The 17,889-nt window shown below is 36.7% G+C and carries 15 protein-coding genes; 8 read left to right on the top strand and 7 right to left on the bottom strand.

Going from position 1 to position 17,889, the window contains the following annotated elements; genetic code table 11:
- Positions 1-92 precede the first annotated feature (92 nt).
- Positions 93-1,292, top strand: coding sequence for a hypothetical protein (locus JK139_RS08170; RefSeq protein ID WP_218331018.1), 1,200 nt, complete (start codon positions 93-95; stop codon positions 1,290-1,292).
- 29 nt (positions 1,293-1,321) lie between these two features.
- Here JK139_RS08170 and JK139_RS08165 read toward each other — a convergent pair whose 3' ends face one another.
- Entirely contained in the window at positions 1,322-1,909 is a 588-nt protein-coding gene (locus tag JK139_RS08165; RefSeq protein ID WP_218331017.1) for a DUF3347 domain-containing protein, read from the bottom strand.
- A 159-nt stretch (positions 1,910-2,068) separates the two neighbouring features.
- Between JK139_RS08165 and JK139_RS08160 the strand changes: the two genes are divergently transcribed.
- The gene (locus JK139_RS08160) at positions 2,069-4,009 is read left to right on the top strand and encodes an ABC-F family ATP-binding cassette domain-containing protein (protein ID WP_218331016.1); all 1,941 of its coding nucleotides are present in this window, start codon (positions 2,069-2,071) and stop codon (positions 4,007-4,009) included.
- Here the strand turns inward: JK139_RS08160 and JK139_RS08155 are convergent.
- From JK139_RS08155 to hutI, 4 genes are all read right to left on the bottom strand, one after another.
- Positions 4,006-4,188 (bottom strand): hypothetical protein, encoded by a 183-nt coding sequence (locus tag JK139_RS08155; protein WP_074420386.1) that lies wholly within the window; start codon positions 4,186-4,188, stop codon positions 4,006-4,008. The two genes, JK139_RS08160 and JK139_RS08155, sit on opposite strands and share 4 nt — an antisense overlap.
- A gap of 160 nt (positions 4,189-4,348) precedes the next feature.
- Positions 4,349-5,404, bottom strand: coding sequence for an arginase family protein (locus tag JK139_RS08150; RefSeq protein WP_218331015.1), 1,056 nt, complete (start codon positions 5,402-5,404; stop codon positions 4,349-4,351).
- Positions 5,405-5,415: 11 nt separating this feature from the next.
- Entirely contained in the window at positions 5,416-6,618 is a 1,203-nt protein-coding gene (locus JK139_RS08145; protein ID WP_218331014.1) for a cation:proton antiporter domain-containing protein, read from the bottom strand.
- A 22-nt stretch (positions 6,619-6,640) separates the two neighbouring features.
- Positions 6,641-7,873: an imidazolonepropionase gene (gene hutI / locus JK139_RS08140; RefSeq protein WP_218331013.1), complete on the bottom strand. Its 1,233-nt coding sequence runs from the start codon at positions 7,871-7,873 to the stop codon at positions 6,641-6,643.
- A gap of 71 nt (positions 7,874-7,944) precedes the next feature.
- Between hutI and JK139_RS08135 the strand changes: the two genes are divergently transcribed.
- From JK139_RS08135 to ctlX, 3 genes are all read left to right on the top strand, one after another.
- Positions 7,945-8,658 (top strand): spheroidene monooxygenase, encoded by a 714-nt coding sequence (locus tag JK139_RS08135; RefSeq protein ID WP_228733170.1) that lies wholly within the window; start codon positions 7,945-7,947, stop codon positions 8,656-8,658.
- Between the two features lie 200 nt (positions 8,659-8,858).
- Positions 8,859-10,307: an arginine deiminase family protein gene (locus JK139_RS08130; protein WP_218331012.1), complete on the top strand. Its 1,449-nt coding sequence runs from the start codon at positions 8,859-8,861 to the stop codon at positions 10,305-10,307.
- Between the two features lie 3 nt (positions 10,308-10,310).
- Positions 10,311-11,231, top strand: coding sequence for a citrulline utilization hydrolase CtlX (gene ctlX, locus JK139_RS08125; protein ID WP_218331011.1), 921 nt, complete (start codon positions 10,311-10,313; stop codon positions 11,229-11,231).
- Positions 11,232-11,238: 7 nt separating this feature from the next.
- Here the strand turns inward: ctlX and JK139_RS08120 are convergent, their stop codons facing one another.
- A complete protein-coding gene (locus tag JK139_RS08120; RefSeq protein ID WP_218331010.1) occupies positions 11,239-12,036 on the bottom strand; it encodes a CHAD domain-containing protein in 798 nt (265 codons plus the stop codon).
- Positions 12,037-12,151: 115 nt separating this feature from the next.
- Positions 12,152-13,054, bottom strand: coding sequence for an SDR family oxidoreductase (locus JK139_RS08115; RefSeq protein WP_218331009.1), 903 nt, complete (start codon positions 13,052-13,054; stop codon positions 12,152-12,154).
- Positions 13,055-13,410: 356 nt separating this feature from the next.
- Here JK139_RS08115 and pfkA point away from each other — a divergent pair, with 356 nt between their 5' ends.
- The 3 genes from pfkA (at position 13,411) to JK139_RS08100 (ending at position 17,866) form a co-directional block, all read left to right on the top strand.
- The gene (pfkA, locus tag JK139_RS08110) at positions 13,411-14,400 is read left to right on the top strand and encodes a 6-phosphofructokinase (protein ID WP_218331008.1); all 990 of its coding nucleotides are present in this window, start codon (positions 13,411-13,413) and stop codon (positions 14,398-14,400) included.
- A 29-nt stretch (positions 14,401-14,429) separates the two neighbouring features.
- Entirely contained in the window at positions 14,430-15,923 is a 1,494-nt protein-coding gene (gene pyk, locus JK139_RS08105; RefSeq protein ID WP_218331007.1) for a pyruvate kinase, read from the top strand.
- Positions 15,924-16,009: 86 nt separating this feature from the next.
- A complete protein-coding gene (locus JK139_RS08100; protein WP_228733169.1) occupies positions 16,010-17,866 on the top strand; it encodes a CocE/NonD family hydrolase in 1,857 nt (618 codons plus the stop codon).
- Positions 17,867-17,889 lie beyond the last annotated feature (23 nt).

Genomic DNA, 17,889 nt, shown 5'->3' with positions numbered 1-17,889 from the left:
AACCTTAACGCTTTATTATACTGCCATCCTCATTAAGAAACTTAGCTTTGTAAGATATGTATCGTGTTGTTGCAATCTGCCTTTTTCTCTGCATGAATTTTCAATTGCTCCCCGCTCAAAAATTAACGGGAATATGGAGGGGCTATTTTATACAAAAAAATTATAACCCCTTTTCCGGACAGTTTGTGGAAGACAGATATAAGTATGAAGTGCAAATTAATGAGCTGCCCAATAAAGCATTGGAAGGTGTTACTTATTCCTATAAAACCACTGTATTTTATGGTAAGGCTGCATTCAGGGGCTTGTATACGCCTGCTACTAAAAATTTAGTAATCAAAGAAACCAAAATGCTGGAAATAAAAGCTGGCGATTACAGTGTGCCCTGTTTAATGACCTGTTATTTGGATTATAGTAAAGAAGGTAAACTGCAAACGCTTTCCGGTACTTATTCCAGTATGGGTGAAAAAGATAAAACGGATTGCGGCAGTGGGATGGTATATTTAGAAAAAGTGCCCGAATCTGATTTTGAACCTGCCCCCTTCTTAAAACAAAACCCGCTGGTTGAGAAAAATAAACCGGATTCACCACCGGCTATTGCCTCTTCTAAGCATGTTAATATCAAAAAATTACAACAGGCATTGGGAATTACTGTAGATGGCAACTGGGGGCCCAAAAGCAAAGCTGCTTTGCTAAAAAAAATACCCGATGTAAATCCAGCGCCTGATTTCAACAACAATCAACAAATTAATGCATTGATTCAGGAAATACAACAAAAAAATACAATAAGTGGGAATAATACAAAACCTGCAACACCCAATTTACAACAAAACAAGCAAAGGGAAACAACGCCGGTTTTACCGGATACGGCCCAAAAACCGGTTGTAAAAACAACTCCCCAGTCTTCGGTTATTCCACCTGAATTAACCGAACGAAAAAATAAAATGGTGAAGGAAATATTTGTTGCTGCACCAGATGTAAAAATAGATTTTTACGACAATGGTGTAATTGACAATGATACTATTACTGTATATGATGACCATCAATTAGTGGTGAACAGCGGCAGGCTCAGCGAAAAACCCATTACAGTATACTTGCATCTGAGCAAAGAAAATCCAACACATGAAATTATTACAGTGGCCAATAATTTAGGCGATGTACCGCCCAATACTGCATTAATGGTAGTCACAGCCGGTAATGAAAGGCATGAAATTTTTATTACTTCTGATGAAGGCACCAATGCCAAAGTACTAATTACTTACCGACCCAAAACCATCCGGGCAGAAAAATATTAAAATAATAATGATGCAAATGCAAGCTTGTTTTAAGGTTTAAATTGTAATGAATCCAATAAACTACCACAAACAGTTTTTGCTTTTGGCAAATATGGATTTTGAATTTCAGAACAATTACTTAACCAATCGGCTCCGGCATTATTAAAAACAGTAGAACAATGAAAATGATATACTGTTTCTTTACTGTATTGAACGGTTCTAATTAAATCATATAACGCCTGGCTTACTGCAGCAAAACCTTTTAATTTTTCCTGCATATTTTGTTCACCAACCATACCCGCTAAATCTGCCTTTATGTTCGCAACATTTTGTTGTGCTGTTTCAATAATCACTGTATCTGCTTTCAGTAACTGAAACGGTAAACTATCGGCAGCAGTCATCATATCGGTAGCAGCCTTGTTCATAGTATTCATTTGTTGATGATACAATCCGTCAGACAATTGATAATACTGGTGCAAAAACACCGAAAATGCAGCATCAAATTTTATTTGGTGTTTCGATACCATGAGCGGCTCATCTGTATTTTCCTGAATAGGAACTTTCTTATCGGTTTGATTACATGCTATTAATCCTATTACAACAAAACAACATACAAAACCCCAATGCCATAATTTCATACCATCAATTCTATATTGAATAATACATCAAATTTACTTAAACCTGCGCAAATCAGTTCTGAATTACCTTCAATATATTGATAATTAGATGCATGTCACTTATTGCATGCATGCATTCAAACCAGACAATTACCTTTGCAGCAAAACATACAAAAAAAAATGTTGATAGGTTTACAAAATGTTACGTTTGAATTTGGTGCAAGAGTAATTGTAGCAGATGCTACCTGGCACATACAGCCGGGTGACAGAATTGGATTAATTGGGTATAACGGAACCGGAAAATCGACCCTATTAAAGGTTTTGGTGGGCGAGTATACTCCATCAAAAGGCACAGTTGAAAAAGGGAAAGATACCACCATTGGGTATCTGCATCAGGATTTATTGAGTTTTGATACCAATGATTCCATTCTTGAAGTAGCGATGGGTGCCTTTGAAAAAGTAAAACAATTAGAAAGAGAAATTGCGGAATTGGGTAAAATTTTGGAAACAAAAGAAGACGAAGCACTTTTAATGGCATATACCGATAAGTTACACGAACTGGAAGTAGCCGGCGGTTATACCATTCATCACAGAACAGAGGAGGTATTACAGGGACTTGGCTTTCAAAATGCCGATCTGCACCGTCCTTACAAAGAATTCAGTGGTGGATGGCGGATGCGGGTACTTTTGGCCAAAATGATTTTACAACAACCCGATGTACTATTGTTAGATGAACCGACCAACCATCTTGACCTGCCTTCTATTGAATGGTTAGAAAAGTACCTAAAACACTATCAGGGTAGCGTGGTAATTGTCAGTCATGATAAGTTCTTTTTAAATAGAATGGTGAATAAAATCGTTGAATTGTACCAACAACAATTACATGTGTACGTGGGCGATTTTGATTTTTATGAAAAAGAAAAAGAGCTACGTATTGAACTGCAGCAAAAAGCATATGAAAATCAACAGGAATACATTCGCCAGCAGGAAAGATTCATTGAACGCTTTCGCTCTAAAGCCACAAAAGCAGCTGCTGCACAAAGTGCCATTAAACGATTAGACAAAATTGAACGCATTGAAAATGTTAGCCTTGAGCGGCCAAACATGAGAATAAATTTTCAAGTAGAAAAACAACCGGGTAAAATTATTTGCGAATTAAAAAATATTGATAAAAAATTTGGTATTTCCACCATTCTGCAAAATGCAAGTGCCGAAATAAACCGAGGCGATAAAATAGCACTAATTGGTGCCAATGGTAAAGGAAAATCTACTTTGTTAAGAATTGTTGCCGGTACTGAAACATTTGAGGGATTGCGCAATTGGGGCCATAATGTTGAGGAAAGTTTTTATGCGCAACACCAATTAGAGGCCTTAAACCTCAACAATTCAATTCTGGATGAAATGAAAGAATGTGGCAGCAACAAAAATGAATTGGAACTGCGCACCTTGTTAGGTTGTTTTTTATTCAGCGGGGACGACAGCGATAAAAAAATCAGATTACTCAGCGGAGGTGAAAAAGCTCGTGTTGCTTTGGCCAAAGTAATTGTAAGCCGAAGTAATTTTCTATTACTGGATGAACCTACCAACCACTTAGATATGCATTCTGTTGAACTATTGGCCGAGGCACTGAATAATTATGAAGGCAGTTATTTATTAGTTAGTCACGACCGGTTTTTTATCTCAAAAACAGCCAATAAAATTTGGGAAATTGTTGACCATCAGATTAAAGAATTTAAAGGAACTTATCAGGAATGGGTAGAATGGAATGAAAGAATGGCGAAGCAAAATTCTTCCAAAAAAGAAGGAAAAGCGGCAACACCTCAGCCGGTTAAGGAAGTAGCTTTTCAAAAAAATAACACCCCATTCAATCAACCCGAAAAACAACAAAAAAAGGAATTAGCACAGGTAAAAAGAAAATTTCAACAAACAGAGGCTTTATTAGAAACACTGAACGAGAAAAAATCAGCTTTGGAAATATCATTGGTACACCCCGATTTGTACAAGGATCCTGCAAAATTTTCTGAATTTGAAAAAGCCTATGCTGCGATTCAAAAAGAATGGGATGCCGCTCAGCAGCAATATGAAATTTTATTTGAAAAATTGATGGAATTAGAGGGTTAATAGCCCGGCATTACAACCTCAAGCACAATTTTATATTGTTGTTTTGAAAGCGTGGCAATGTTGATATTTTTTTGTAATTGCATGGTAACTACCGGATAAGTTGCTTTGGTAATATCAGAAAATTTTGCAAATACAACTTTTGCTTCTGCAGGGCTGTTTTTTCTGAAAATAATAAACATAGTCCTCTCCCATTGCAGCTTTTACATTATCAAAAGCGGCCTGATATTCACTAATGGCATTGGGTAACCCATCAAATCCGGATTGGAAATAGGTATAAAAAACGGTATCGTTATTGCTATGCCTCCTTTTTAAAACCATTGTTATTTTTTTTCTTTTTATTCACAGTTGCGCCAGCATGGCCTTAATAAAGTCGGACACCAGATAACTGATTAATTTTCCGGAAGCAATATTCTGACGGCCATCTTCCAGTCTGGTAGCAGCTTCGCAGATATGTAAATAGGCAGGCCGAGTATTCCATGCCATAAAATCAACATATTGCCGGGCATGGATAACACCAATACCTGTTGGGCTGCCGGCACTACTCAATACATTTTCAATAGCATCCACATCTAATTCAATGCCACATAAACCTCCTTCCGTAAAACCGGCAGCATGTGCCATTGCCTGTTGAAAACTACGTTTTTCGTGCAGAAAAATATCTTCGTACGTAATGCAATCAATAAAGGGATTGTTCACAATATCCATCCAGATGTTTTGTGCAATATAATTTTCATGAAGGCCCAGAATACAATATTTTTCCAAATAACCATCTTCTTCCGCATAGCGGAAAGCATTGCCACTATGCCTTCCTTCCATGGCACGGTAATCGGCATGCGCATCTAAATTAATTACATTTATCTGCGGCAAATCAATCATACCGGCTTTATACCAGCCTTTTGCAGCACCTTTAATACAGGGGTAGGCATTGTTATGGCCACCGCCTATAATAATGGGAATTTTTTTTTGCTGAGTTATTTCATGAATCATCTGTTCTACAGCATCATCAATGGTATTTACTGCATGTCGGTATGCTTCTATTTTTTCTTCATAATTATATGCATTCATTTCAATTATATCCTGTAAAGAACCAAAATCGAAATAGCCTGCCATTAGTATTTCCCGGCCATCTAAAAAATCGTTGCTTTGAATGTTGAGAAAAGTTTGCAAAAATGCTGACCAGGCGGTATGTGCGCCACCAATCCCTTCATTGGCCTTTATGCCAATATCTTCCGGAATACCCAGCACAACAAAATCCGCATCCGATTCCATCATACTTTCTCTAAATTGCTGCACCTGATGCATGGTCTGCACCCGCTCCCCTAATTTCGTTTCGTACCTGCGTATACGAACCAACGATAAAATGTCTTCTTTTTTAAATGGGTGCAGATAGGGCATAATAATGATGATTAATCCTCTTCCACAATGGCCGAGGGGGATTGTTTATAAAAAATCATACCAACCATTAAGATAAGACTACTTAACAGAATTACAAAAAACAAAATCCCTTCTCTAAAAGAAGGCAGTTGTAACCCAACCGGAATTTTATAAAACAATAAAATAGTAATTAAGCCGCGAGGAATAAAAAATACTTCAGGTACAATTCGTTCTTTTAAAAAGAAGCGTAAATAAAAAAACCGGGTAATGAGCAATATTACAATGATGATTGACCCAATAAGCAATACACTGTTGTGAGCGAGTGAATGTAAATCAATACTAAAGCCAAAAAAGAAAAAGAAAAATGTACGAAGTAAAAAAGAAGCTTCTGCAGTTAAAGCATGCAATAAATGATTGGTTTCATTTACTGCTTTAATCGGAAAATATTTTTCTGTAATGGAGGCAGGTATTAGCTCCCAATTATTCATCCATAAACCAAAAATTAAAATAATAATAAGCGATGGCAGATGCAAAATTTTACCCTCAACATATAAAAAAATCAACAACGCAAAAACAAGGAAGAATTTTACATTTAATTTATTTTTATTCAATATTAAGAACATAATAAAGGAAAAAACCAACGATAATAAAATGGAAATAAAAATATTCAGGAAAAATATTCCTATCGATGCTGCTGAGAACAATCCATCACCCAAAAAATAATTAAACACCAAAATCCCGATGATGTCTGAAAAAGAAGCTTCATAAACTAAAAATTCTTTTTTTTCAGGCGTTAACTGATGCAAACTGGGAATTACAATGGAGCTACTCATTATTGCTAACGGAATAGCATAAATAGTACATGATATAATTGGTTCATGTAATATATAATATAAAGTTGCAGCAATGAATATAGTTGTTAAAGTAAAAATGACTAACGCTGCAAAAAAAGATTGCCGGATTAATATGAGCTTATTACGACTTAATTTTAAATCTAAACCGGCTTCTAACACAATCATAATTAAACCAACTATACCTAAAAATTCTGTTAGCTTGGCCGGTACTGATATATTGAGTTGATAAGTCTCAGAAATATATCTTAAACCAATACCAACTGCCATTAATAACAATACAGAGGGGACTTTTATGAATTTAGAAACAATTAAAAACAAATAAGAAACAACCACCATGATACTTAAAGCCAATAGTAATTTTTCTGCCGAAATATTATCCATATTATTTGTTTAGTTAGATGAATTATATCCAATTCCCATTTATCATTACCTTATCAACTACCGGCGTTCCAAAATGATAAGGTAAATAAGCAACTGACGGTATGGGTTTGGTGAAGATAAGATTTGCCTTTTTACCAATGGTAATACTACCAACTTCTTTTTCTACCCCCATGGCATAAGCACCATTCAGCGTAGCTGCATTAATGGCTTCTTCGGGTAAAAATTCATTTTGTATGCAGGCTAATGAAACAACAAAATTCATATTACCACTTGGCGATGAACCGGGATTATAATCAGATGCCAATGCCAGCGCACAATTTTCCTGTAACATTTTACGTACCGGTGCATATTGCATCCGTAGAAAAAAAGCAGCAGTAGGCAATATGGTTCCGATAGTGTCAGATGCTGCAAGGGCATGAATGGCTTTTTCGTTCATCGCTTCTAAATGATCAACGGATACGGCTTTGTATTTTACTCCCACTTCTACCCCACCACTAACAGACAGTTGATTTGCGTGCAATTTGGCAGGTAATCCATATTTATCAGCAGCTTCCAGAATTTTTTCTGTATCGCTCACACAAAAAAAATTTTGTTCACAAAATACATCAATATAATCGGCGAGATTCTCCGCTGCAATTTCGGGCAGCATTTCCTGAATAATGAGTTGAACATAGCCCTGTTTATTTTCACGATAAGTGAGCGGTATAGCATGTGCTCCCAAAAAAGTAGCTTTCACAGGCATGGGTGCAACCTCTTTCAAACGCCGAATTACCCGTAACATTTTTAATTCATCGGCTACCGTTAATCCATAACCACTTTTTATTTCAATAGCACCCGTTCCTAAATGCATTAATCCCTGTAATCGCATAAAGGCAGCTTCAAATAAAACGGATTCAGATGTTACCTGTAATGCAGCGGTAGAATGTAAAATTCCCCCACCCTTTGCAGCTATATCGGCATAACTCAAGCCATTCAATTTATCCACAAATTCCTGCTCCCTGCTTTTTGCAAATACCAAATGGGTATGGCTATCGCACCAGGCAGGCAGTACCGTGGCGCCACCGGCATCATACACGGCATCATAAGCCTTTTCAGGCAATGCATCCATGCTGCCATACGCATCAATTCTGCCTTTATGTATTACCATAAAAGCATTTTCAATTATTGGTAAACCAGTCATCGCTTTTCCTCTAAGCAACACAGTATGCGCCCGAACATTTAGCAACTGATGTATGTTAGTAATTAATAAATGCATGCCTGTATACTTTTATGCAACTGCGGTTCTAAAACAAATTCTAATATAAACCTTGTTACACTTATATTGCAATGGAACCGGCTAAAAATATGATTTGTTATGTACATATTGTAAGATACCCAAAATATTTGGGATTTTTTGGAATGCTTTCTATGGCTATTTTCAGAATTCCACTGTTTTTTAACAAATCGGTTCATTTTTATAAACTGCTGGGCTGCGGTAAAAATGGCAGTTTCGATTTACAACCCGACTGGCGGCAATGGGCTGTTCTAACCATTTCAAGTGTACAAGAAGATAGAGTTCATCATATAACCCCATTCATTCAATGGTGGTGGCAATTTTTTAAATGTGAATTACTCTGGTTAAAACTGCAACCTATTGAAGGCCATGGCAAATGGGATAAACAATACTGTTTTGGAAAGTTACCCCAAAAGTCGGAATATGAGGGCCCGATTGCCATATTAACAAGAGCTACCATTCGTAGCAGAAAAGTAAAACGATTTTGGCAACATGTAGATGCTGTTTCAGCAGAAATGCAACAGGCACAGGGATTAATTACTTCTATTGGCATTGGAGAGATGCCTTGGTTCAGAGGTGGAACATTAAGTGTTTGGGAAACAAAAGCACACATGCACTCATTTGCCTATTCACAACCTTTTCATCAAGAGGTAATTGTGAAAACCAGAAAAGAAAACTGGTATGCAGAAGATATGTTTGTACGTTTTATACCTTTAGCTGCTGAAGGAACTTTGCAGGGCATTGATCCTTTCATCGGAAAATTGTAACTTGCGCCTCAATGAATAGAACTTTTAGAAACATATTACCCTACATTATTCATTTTGCCTGGCTTTACGCCGGTCTAAATGCAATGCCTGATCATTAGCTTGGCAGCTATATACTTCCCATATTTTTTTGATTATAACAACGGATTACCACTTGTGTTTTTCCGTATTCCTCATTACTTATAACATAAAATTTTTTGTATATGCAAAATGCGCAAAGTTTATTTGTAAACTCTGAAATTGGTACCCTAAAACGATTATTGGTTCATAGTCCGGATAGCGGTTTGGGGAAAGTAGTTCCTTCAAAAGCGCAGGACTGGTTATTTGAAGATATTGTGCACTTAAATACCATTCGGAAAGAAGAATATGATTATTACACCAAAATATTGCTGCTTTTTTTAGATCCCGAAAAAATAAAGGATAAACTTCCTGAAATTGATGCAGAAAAAGCCAACCGAAATTTTTATAAACCGGATAATCCTGCCTTCTTCAAATCGGATAAAGTAATTGAATTAGAATGGTTACTGGCTGAAATTTTACTGAACGATGCAATTAAACACAGCTTAGTTGCTTCGGTTTGTGCCATAGAGGGTTGCACTTTTAAAACACAGAATGCATTAATGGATTATGATGCAGTTGCATTAGCCAAAACATTTATCAGCGGTTCAGCAAAAAACAAAGAAATGCTGTTTGCACCTATACCCAATTTTATTTTTACACGAGATATTGGCATTACTATTAAAGATCATGTTTTATTGAACAAACCTGCTAAAAAAGCAAGAACCAGAGAAGCTTTGCTGGCGAAATATATTTTCTTTAACCACCCATTTTTTAAGGCATACCAGCAGAATATCATTGAATTAACCGATACCTATCAAAATCTTTTATTACCAAAAGAGGAAGATGAGAGAAAAATTACTTTAGAGGGAGGCGATATTATGGTGATCAGTAATGATCATTTACTGGTGGGGGTTAGTGAAAGAACATCGCCGGAAGCAGCAGCTAAAATTGCACATATCGTATTTAAGAAAAACCTGATGGAAAAAGTAACCATCATTAAAATACCCAAAAAACGCGATTACATGCATATTGATACCGTTTTTACACAGGTAAAAAAAAATGTATGGGTAATGTTGGGTAATTTTTCAAAAAAGGCAGTTTTACATGAAGATGAAGATGCCATTGAACGCACACTGGAACTGAAAAAAGATGAAAAAATAAAGATTAAACAATTCCATAAAAACGATCCGGAAAATAGTGTACATTTCGATAGTCTTGAAGAACTGCTGATAGATATCAGTAAAAACGATTTTCATTGCAGGGAAGCAGATATTAAAATTATTTTTTCGGGCAATAATGAATTTCCTTATAGCGCCAGAGAGCAATGGACAGACTCCTGTAATTTATTGGCTATTAAAGAAGGGGTAGTTTTGGGCTACGACCGAAACGACAAAACCGCCGAAGCATTTAAAGCAGCAGGTTTTCAGGTAATACATGCCAAAGAATTAATTCCACAAATTGTTTTAGGAAAAATTAATACACAACAAATTACGGATACCCTTATTTTAATGCCATCTGCAGAATTATCGAGGGCCAGAGGCGGTTTTCATTGTATGAGTATGCCCTTATTAAGAGAAACAGTTAATGAATAAGTTATGCAAAACACTTCCCATTTATTAATGATACGTCCGGTTAAGTTTTCATTTAATGAACAAACTGCCGTGAATAATGCTTTTCAGCAAAATGATACCAACAATAATGTAGCAGAAATGGCAGCCCGTGAATTTGATGCTTTTGCACAAAAATTACAGGCCAATGGTGTAGATGTTACCATTGTGGAAGATACCCCCGAACCGTATACACCAGATTCAATTTTCCCGAACAACTGGATATCTTTTCATGAAGATGGAAACATTATTTTATATCCCATGTTTGCAGTTAACCGGCGTGCCGAGCGGAAACCACATGTATTGAAAGCCATTGAAAAAAAATTCAGGATTCAAAATAAAATTGATTTAACTGCATTAGAAGCCAACCATCAATTTTTGGAAGGTACAGGCAGTATGGTTTTAGATCGTGATCATAAAATTGCTTATGCCTGTTTATCGCCCAGAACCCACATGAGTGCATTAAACAATTTTGCTGAAAAAACCGGTTTTACAACAGTTGCTTTTCACGCAAACGATCGAAATGGTTTGCCCATTTACCATACCAATGTAATGATGTGTGTGGCAGATCAATTTGTTGTGGTTTGCATGGAAAGTATTACGGATGAAAATGAAAAAAAATTAGTGCGTGATGCCATTCATAAAACGGATAAAAGCATTATCCCCATTAGCTTCCATCAAATGGAACATTTTGCCGGCAATATGTTACAGGTGCAAAACAATAGGGGCGAAAAACTGCTGATTATGTCAACACAGGCCTATGAAAGTTTAACTGCTGACCAAATAAAAATTTTAGAAAATTATAATCGCATCATTCATTCCAGCTTAAATACTATTGAAACAAATGGCGGTGGCAGCGCCAGATGTATGCTGGCAGAAGTGTTTTTACCAGTTCAACAGGCACAATAAATAACAACTATTTTAGCTGAGCAGGTTGCACCGGCATTTGCAGCAGGTGCTTAACCTGCTTTTCGCGGTATTGCAAACCCGATAATAATGTGAGTTGTGCGGCACTTAATTGTTGCTGCAATTGTTTGTCAATTGATTTCTGTGCCTGTAATGCAACAAAGTAATCTTGTATAATAATAAGGTCGTGCCAATTACCGATTGCTTCTTGCAAATTATTAAAATAAGGAAAATGCGCTTCTTCAAAATCATCCCCTTCAATAGCCACCCATCGAATAGCATTCATCCAACGTTTAATTTTTTTTCTGAAGTCGTGCCACTCTTCTATCGTTAAATTTTTTTTCAACTGTTCTTGAATTTCAATTTTCAATTTTTGCATGTATTGTTCGGGTAAAAGCGCATTGGTTTCCTCAACCAAAGGGCCACAAATATCAATCACCTTTTGCAGGGCTTGTTTGTGTTTTGGTATATGTTGTAAAAAAATATGTTGCGAATACAATAAAGAACCTTGTAACCCCAACATGGTTTCTAATTCGTTCATTTTATGCTGCTGCAGCCATTGTTGCAACAATTGTGTTTCACGTAATACCCCGGCTTCATCAAAAACAGAAGCCACTAATTTCGCTGCTTTTTTGATGCGATGCCTGGGATAAACTGTTTTTAAAAAATGTAAAATGGTTTTGAATTTCTTCAATTCAATCCGCATATCATGCAGTGCAGTGCTGCTGGCAGTTAATTCTACCTCATAAAGATTGTTGAAAACATTCTTTACCCTGAGTGCATAATATTTTTGAAATGGCGATGCCATAAAAATTGAATACCTCTTTTATGTAATAAAATAGTTATTACATTGGCACATAAATTTACAACAACGGTTTCATTCCTGCATATTTTATGGCTTGAACTTATCAAACAGCATCATTTTACTGGTATGAAACCTGTTTTTCAAAACTCAACCGGATGGCTGTTTCAAAATCAGTAGTAGTATAACCCAATATTTTTTCTGCTTTTTGAATGTTTAATCCACCTTGTTTTGCTCGCTTTACCGGTTCAGGAAAATCATTTGCTGTTACGGCTTTCAGGGTATGTTTAGGCAATTGCAGTATGTCTGCCATTGTAACTGCCATTTGGTAAGGCGTAATGTAGGTACTGCCGGACAAATGAAATGTACCTGTTGAACCAGTGTCTATAATTTGATGCAAGCCTTTACAAAAATCTACAATGAATGTTGGAGTGCGGTACTGGTCGTTTACAATTGGAAACACTTCCTGCTGTTGAATTTTATCATACACCTGATGCAAAAAATCTTTTCTCACACCTTTTATTTCCGGGCCAAAAACAAAACTCGGCCGCACTACTGTAACCGGTTGGGATGTTTGCAATAAACATAATTCCGCCATCAATTTTGAAGCACCATAAAAATTAAGTGGTTGCTTTACATCTTCTTCCGCATTAGGCCCATTACCCCCGAACACAAAATCGGTTGATATAAATATGAAATGTACAGCCTGATTCAGGTTTGCTGCCTCCATTAAAAGGTGATGTGTTCCCAACAAATTTACCTGCAGACAGGCTTCCTGATTCAATTGGCATTCATCCGGCTTACTCATGGCTGCAGCATGCAATATCACATTGGGCTGATATTGCTCCAATACTTTCCGAATATTTTTTCTATTGGTAATATCCATCGTGGCATAACCATTCGGTATATCAATACTACAAACAGGCTTGGTTCCTGTAGCCACAAAATTTAATTTGTGTTGTAAACAATATTGAATGAAATGTGCACCAATAAAACCGTTGGCACCGGTAATTAAAATTTTCATCACCAATACTACAAAATTAATACATGGATGAAACTATTTTCTGCTATTGCATCATTTTGAAAGAAATATTTTTAACGACAGTATATCCCCCAACATATTCATATTCTACACATAGAAACACTTCTTAACCCATAATTGGATATGTATATCAATTAATTTGACAAAAATCAAATGATACAGCAAATATGCCCTACAAACCAATTTGCCATTATGTTTTGATAAAGAAAAATTTAATACCCCGGGGCTAAATGGTGGTATACCGGTAATTGCTTACTTTTGCACCTTCAAAATAAAAAGCCTTGTGCTTTAAAAATTATTAACAAAACCATTGATAGCCGATAATTTTTTAATTAAAAATGACAGACAAGAAAAAAGTTACGAAAATAGGTGTATTAACATCGGGTGGTGATGCCCCCGGTATGAACGCAGCCATTAGAGCTGTTGTTAGAACGGGCTTATATTATGGCCTGGAAGTATTTGGTATTATGCGGGGGTATAATGGTATGTTGGAAGATGATATTATACCCATGAACAGCAGAAGTGTTGCCAATATCATTCAACGTGGCGGCACCATTTTAAAAACAGCCAGAAGCAAAGATTTTTTTGAAACCGAAGGCAGAAAGAGGGCTTATACCAATTTAAAAAAATATGGCATTGATGGACTGGTGATTATTGGAGGAGATGGAAGTTTTAGAGGCGCACAACGTTTTGCCAACGAATTCGATATTCCCTGCATAGGTATACCCGGCACTATTGATAAAGATATGGCAGGTACTGATTATACCATTGGTTTCGATACTGCCGTAAATACTGCTGTGGATGCCATTGATAAAATAAGAGATACAATGGATGCACACGACCGTTTATTTATTGTAGAAGTAATGGGCCGTGATGCGGGTTACATTGCTTTACACAGCGGAATTGCAACCGGTGCAGAAAATATTTTAATTCCCGAAACTAAAACTGATATTGAAGAACTCATACATTCATTAACAGAAAAAGAAAAACGGAAAAAATTAGTAAATTTAATTGTTGTGGCTGAAGGTGAAGAATTTGGCGGTGCAGAAGAAATTGCCAAAGTAATTAAAGAAAGAGTGCCCAACGCCGATACCAGGGTATGTATTCTGGGGCATATTCAGCGCGGGGGCGCTCCAAGCTGTCACGACAGACTGGTAGCCAGCCACATGGGCTATTATGCTGTAGAAAGTTTGTTAATTGGCAGGCATAATGTAATGGTGGGTGTTATCAATAATAAAATTCATTATACCCCATTGGATATGGCCGTAAAAGAAAGGCAGGCTATTGGGCAGGAATGGATGAAAATTGTAAAAATTCTTGCATCTTAATTATTTAGCAAAGCAAACAAACCAACTATATGTCTAAAAACATTGACAAGTACCTATACTCAGAAATGAACAAAGAAGCAGGTATTGAACACGCTTATCACAGAACCAAAATTGTTGCAACAGTTGGCCCCGCCTGTAATACTTATGATAAATTGTTGGGCCTCGTTAAATCAGGTGTTAACATTTTTCGGCTTAACTTTTCTCATGGCACACATGAAGATAAACTCGAAATTATTCAATATATCAGAAAAATTAATGCAACACAACCTTATAACATTTCCATTTTAGGCGATTTGCAAGGCCCTAAATTACGCGTAGGCGAAATTGAAAATGGTTCGCTGCAAATTAATCCGGGCGATATACTCACTTTTACTTCAAAAGAAAAAGTAGTAGGTACAAAAGAAAAAATTTATGTATCGTATCCCAATCTGCACAATGATGTGGAGATTGGCAATAAAATTTTAATTGATGATGGCAAGTTGGAAGTGGTAGTAGATTCCATCACTGCTTCCGGCGATGTAAAAGTAAAAGTAACTTATGGCGGAATATTATTACCCAAAAAAGGCGTCAATCTTCCCGATACGAAAATATCCCTTCCTTCCATGACGGAAAAAGATATTACCGATTTTGAATTTATTGTTGACAATGAATTAGACTGGATAGCCCTTTCATTTGTAAGAAAAGCAGAAGATATTATTGACCTGAAAAGAAGAGTGCAGGAAAAGAAAAGCAAAATTAAAGTGATGGCAAAAATTGAAATGCCCTCCGCTTTGGTTGATTTAAGAAATATTATTATTGAATCGGATGGTATTATGGTGGCCAGGGGCGATTTAGGTGTTGAATTACCGGTTGAAAAAGTACCGATGGCACAACGCGATATTATTCGCAAATGCATACACAGAGCCAAGCCCGTTATTGTTGCAACACAAATGATGGAAAGTATGATGGACAGGGTAAAACCCAACCGCAGTGAAATTACAGATGTTGCCAACGCTGTTTTAGAAGGTGCCGATGCAGTAATGTTAAGCGGTGAAACCGCAACAGGTAATCACCCGCAATTGGTGGTGGAAACCATGCGTAAAATTATTACAGAAGTAGAAAATACGGAATACAGATATAACCGCGAAGAAGATTTAAAACCACAGCCCCACTCGCCTTCCTTTTTAAGTGATGCCGTTTGTTACAATGCCTGTAAAATGGCAGAAGATGTAAATGCACAGGCATTGATTGGTATGACGCAAAGTGGTTACACTGCCTTCATGTTGAGCAGTTACAGACCCAGAGCACCATTGTATATTTTTACAAAAGAAAAAACTTTGGTGAACCAATTAAGTTTAAGCTGGGGTGTCAGGGCTTTTCACTATGATGAAGAAGAAAGTTTGGATGATATTATCTTCGATCAAATTAATATTTTAAAACAACGTGGTTTCATAAAACCAAATGATGTGGTAGTAAATACAGGAAGTACACCTGTTGATAAACATTTGCCTACCAACGTATTAAAAGTTACAAAAATTGATTAATAGCAAATCATTCGTTTTTCATAAAAAAAGATTCTTCAAATGAAGAATCTTTTTTATTTTCATAACGCTCAACAAAATAAACTGCCATGCGAAATTTTTTTTGCTTACTCTTCCTGATCCCCATCATTTCTATTGCACAAAACACTGATTCTGCCTGGATTGTACAAAACTACATCAAAAAAGAAGTGTACATTCCTATGCGGGATGGTGTTAAATTATTTACATCTGTTTATATTCCAAAAGATGTTTCAGAAAAACATCCCATTTTAATGACACGCACCCCCTACTCTTGTGCCCCTTATGGCGAAAATGAATTTAGAAAATTTTGGCGTAACCATTATAAAACCTATTTAAAAGAAAATTTTATTATGGTGATACAGGATGTTAGAGGACGCTGGATGAGCGAAGGAGAATTTGTAAATATTCGTCCCTATCTACCCAATAAAAAAAATAAAACAGATATTGACGAAGCATCAGACACCTATGATACCATTGACTGGTTAATACACAACATAAACAATAACAATGGTAACATAGGCGTATTTGGCATTTCTTATCCCGGCTTTTATACCGCTATGGCTGCATTAAGTAATCACCCTGCATTGAAGGCAGTAAGTCCGCAGGCACCGGTTACCGATTGGTTTATGGGGGATGATTTTCACCATAATGGTGCATTCTTTGCCATGGATGCATTTGCTTTTTACTCATCGTTTGGAAAACCGCGACCTAAACCCACTACCGTTGGTCCAACTGCTTTTAATTACCCAATCAAAGATAATTACAGGTTTTATCTTACCACCGGCGCATTACCCAATTTAACCCGTTTATTGGGCGATAGCATTGCATTTTGGAATAATTTGATGAATCACCCCAACTACAATGCCTGGTGGCAGGAACGTAATGATCGGAATTTTATGCAACATATTTTACCCGGAACAGCATCATTGGTGGTGGGTGGATTATTTGATGCAGAAGATTGTTTTGGTGCATGGAATTTATACAAAGCCATTGAAAGCAATGCAAAAAACAATAACAAATTAGTGATAGGCCCATGGTATCATGGCCAATGGGCAAGCGGTAATGGCACACATTTAGGAAATATTTATTTTAATAGCAATACGTCAGACTGGTATGCACAGCATATTGAAATTCCGTATTTTAATTATTACTTAAAAGGAATTGGAACAGTTGATAGTATTGCAGAAGCCAATATATTTTTTAGTGGCGCAAATGAGTGGCACCGTTTCAATGCTTGGCCACCCGATAACACACAACCACAACCTGTTTATTTAGAAAAAAATGGAGTGCTCTCTTTTTTATCTAAAAAAGAAAAAGCCATTAGTTATGATGAATACATCAGTGATCCCGCAAGGCCGGTACCGTATACTGCCGGTATACATGAATACAGAACCAGGGAATATATGGATGATGATCAGCGTTTTGCCGCCACAAGGCCGGATGTTTTGGTATATGAAACACCACCGTTAGAAGAAGACATAACACTTGCAGGGCCGCTTATGGCACATTTAAAAGTAAGTATTTCAACTACCGATGCCGATTTTGTGGTAAAATTAATTGATGCTTTTCCGGAAGATTTTAGTTATACCATACACCAAACCTACCCAATGGGCGGATATGAAATGCTGGTTCGTGGTGAAATTATGCGTGGCAGATACAGAAACAGTTTCGAAAAACCGGAGGCTTTTATACCTAACGTACCCACTATTGTGCAATACACAATGCCCGATGTTGCACACACTTTTAAAAAAGGTCATAAAATAATGATACAGGTACAAAGCAGTTGGTTTCCTTTGGCAGATAGAAACCCACAACAATTTATTGACATATACCACGCAAAAAACAGCGACTTTAAAAAAGCAACCATTCGAGTCTTTCATCACGATTCGTATGTACAGCTTCCTATTTTACCCAATTTTAAATAACAATTGAAGACGATAATATGCTA

The organism is Hydrotalea lipotrueae, from assembly GCF_019249625.1.
Lineage (GTDB): Bacteria > Bacteroidota > Bacteroidia > Chitinophagales > Chitinophagaceae > Hydrotalea > Hydrotalea flava.
Note: the sequence above shows the minus strand (reverse complement) of the source record. Positions and strands in the feature narration are given on the sequence as shown.

Coding starts and splice junctions, on each gene's coding strand:
- hutI (WP_218331013.1), bottom strand. CDS start 7,873: ATGCATTTATTAATTACTAACATACATCAGTTGCTAAATGTTCGGGCG.
- JK139_RS08160 (WP_218331016.1), top strand. CDS start 2,069: ATGTTGATAGGTTTACAAAATGTTACGTTTGAATTTGGTGCAAGAGTA.
- JK139_RS08145 (WP_218331014.1), bottom strand. CDS start 6,618: ATGGATAATATTTCGGCAGAAAAATTACTATTGGCTTTAAGTATCATG.
- JK139_RS08155 (WP_074420386.1), bottom strand. CDS start 4,188: ATGTTTATTATTTTCAGAAAAAACAGCCCTGCAGAAGCAAAAGTTGTA.
- JK139_RS08165 (WP_218331017.1), bottom strand. CDS start 1,909: ATGAAATTATGGCATTGGGGTTTTGTATGTTGTTTTGTTGTAATAGGA.
- JK139_RS08135 (WP_228733170.1), top strand. CDS start 7,945: ATGGAACCGGCTAAAAATATGATTTGTTATGTACATATTGTAAGATAC.
- pfkA (WP_218331008.1), top strand. CDS start 13,411: ATGACAGACAAGAAAAAAGTTACGAAAATAGGTGTATTAACATCGGGT.
- JK139_RS08170 (WP_218331018.1), top strand. CDS start 93: ATGAATTTTCAATTGCTCCCCGCTCAAAAATTAACGGGAATATGGAGG.
- JK139_RS08120 (WP_218331010.1), bottom strand. CDS start 12,036: ATGGCATCGCCATTTCAAAAATATTATGCACTCAGGGTAAAGAATGTT.
- pyk (WP_218331007.1), top strand. CDS start 14,430: ATGTCTAAAAACATTGACAAGTACCTATACTCAGAAATGAACAAAGAA.
- JK139_RS08150 (WP_218331015.1), bottom strand. CDS start 5,404: ATGCCCTATCTGCACCCATTTAAAAAAGAAGACATTTTATCGTTGGTT.
- JK139_RS08130 (WP_218331012.1), top strand. CDS start 8,859: ATGCAAAATGCGCAAAGTTTATTTGTAAACTCTGAAATTGGTACCCTA.
- JK139_RS08100 (WP_228733169.1), top strand. CDS start 16,010: ATGCGAAATTTTTTTTGCTTACTCTTCCTGATCCCCATCATTTCTATT.
- ctlX (WP_218331011.1), top strand. CDS start 10,311: ATGCAAAACACTTCCCATTTATTAATGATACGTCCGGTTAAGTTTTCA.
- JK139_RS08115 (WP_218331009.1), bottom strand. CDS start 13,054: ATGAAAATTTTAATTACCGGTGCCAACGGTTTTATTGGTGCACATTTC.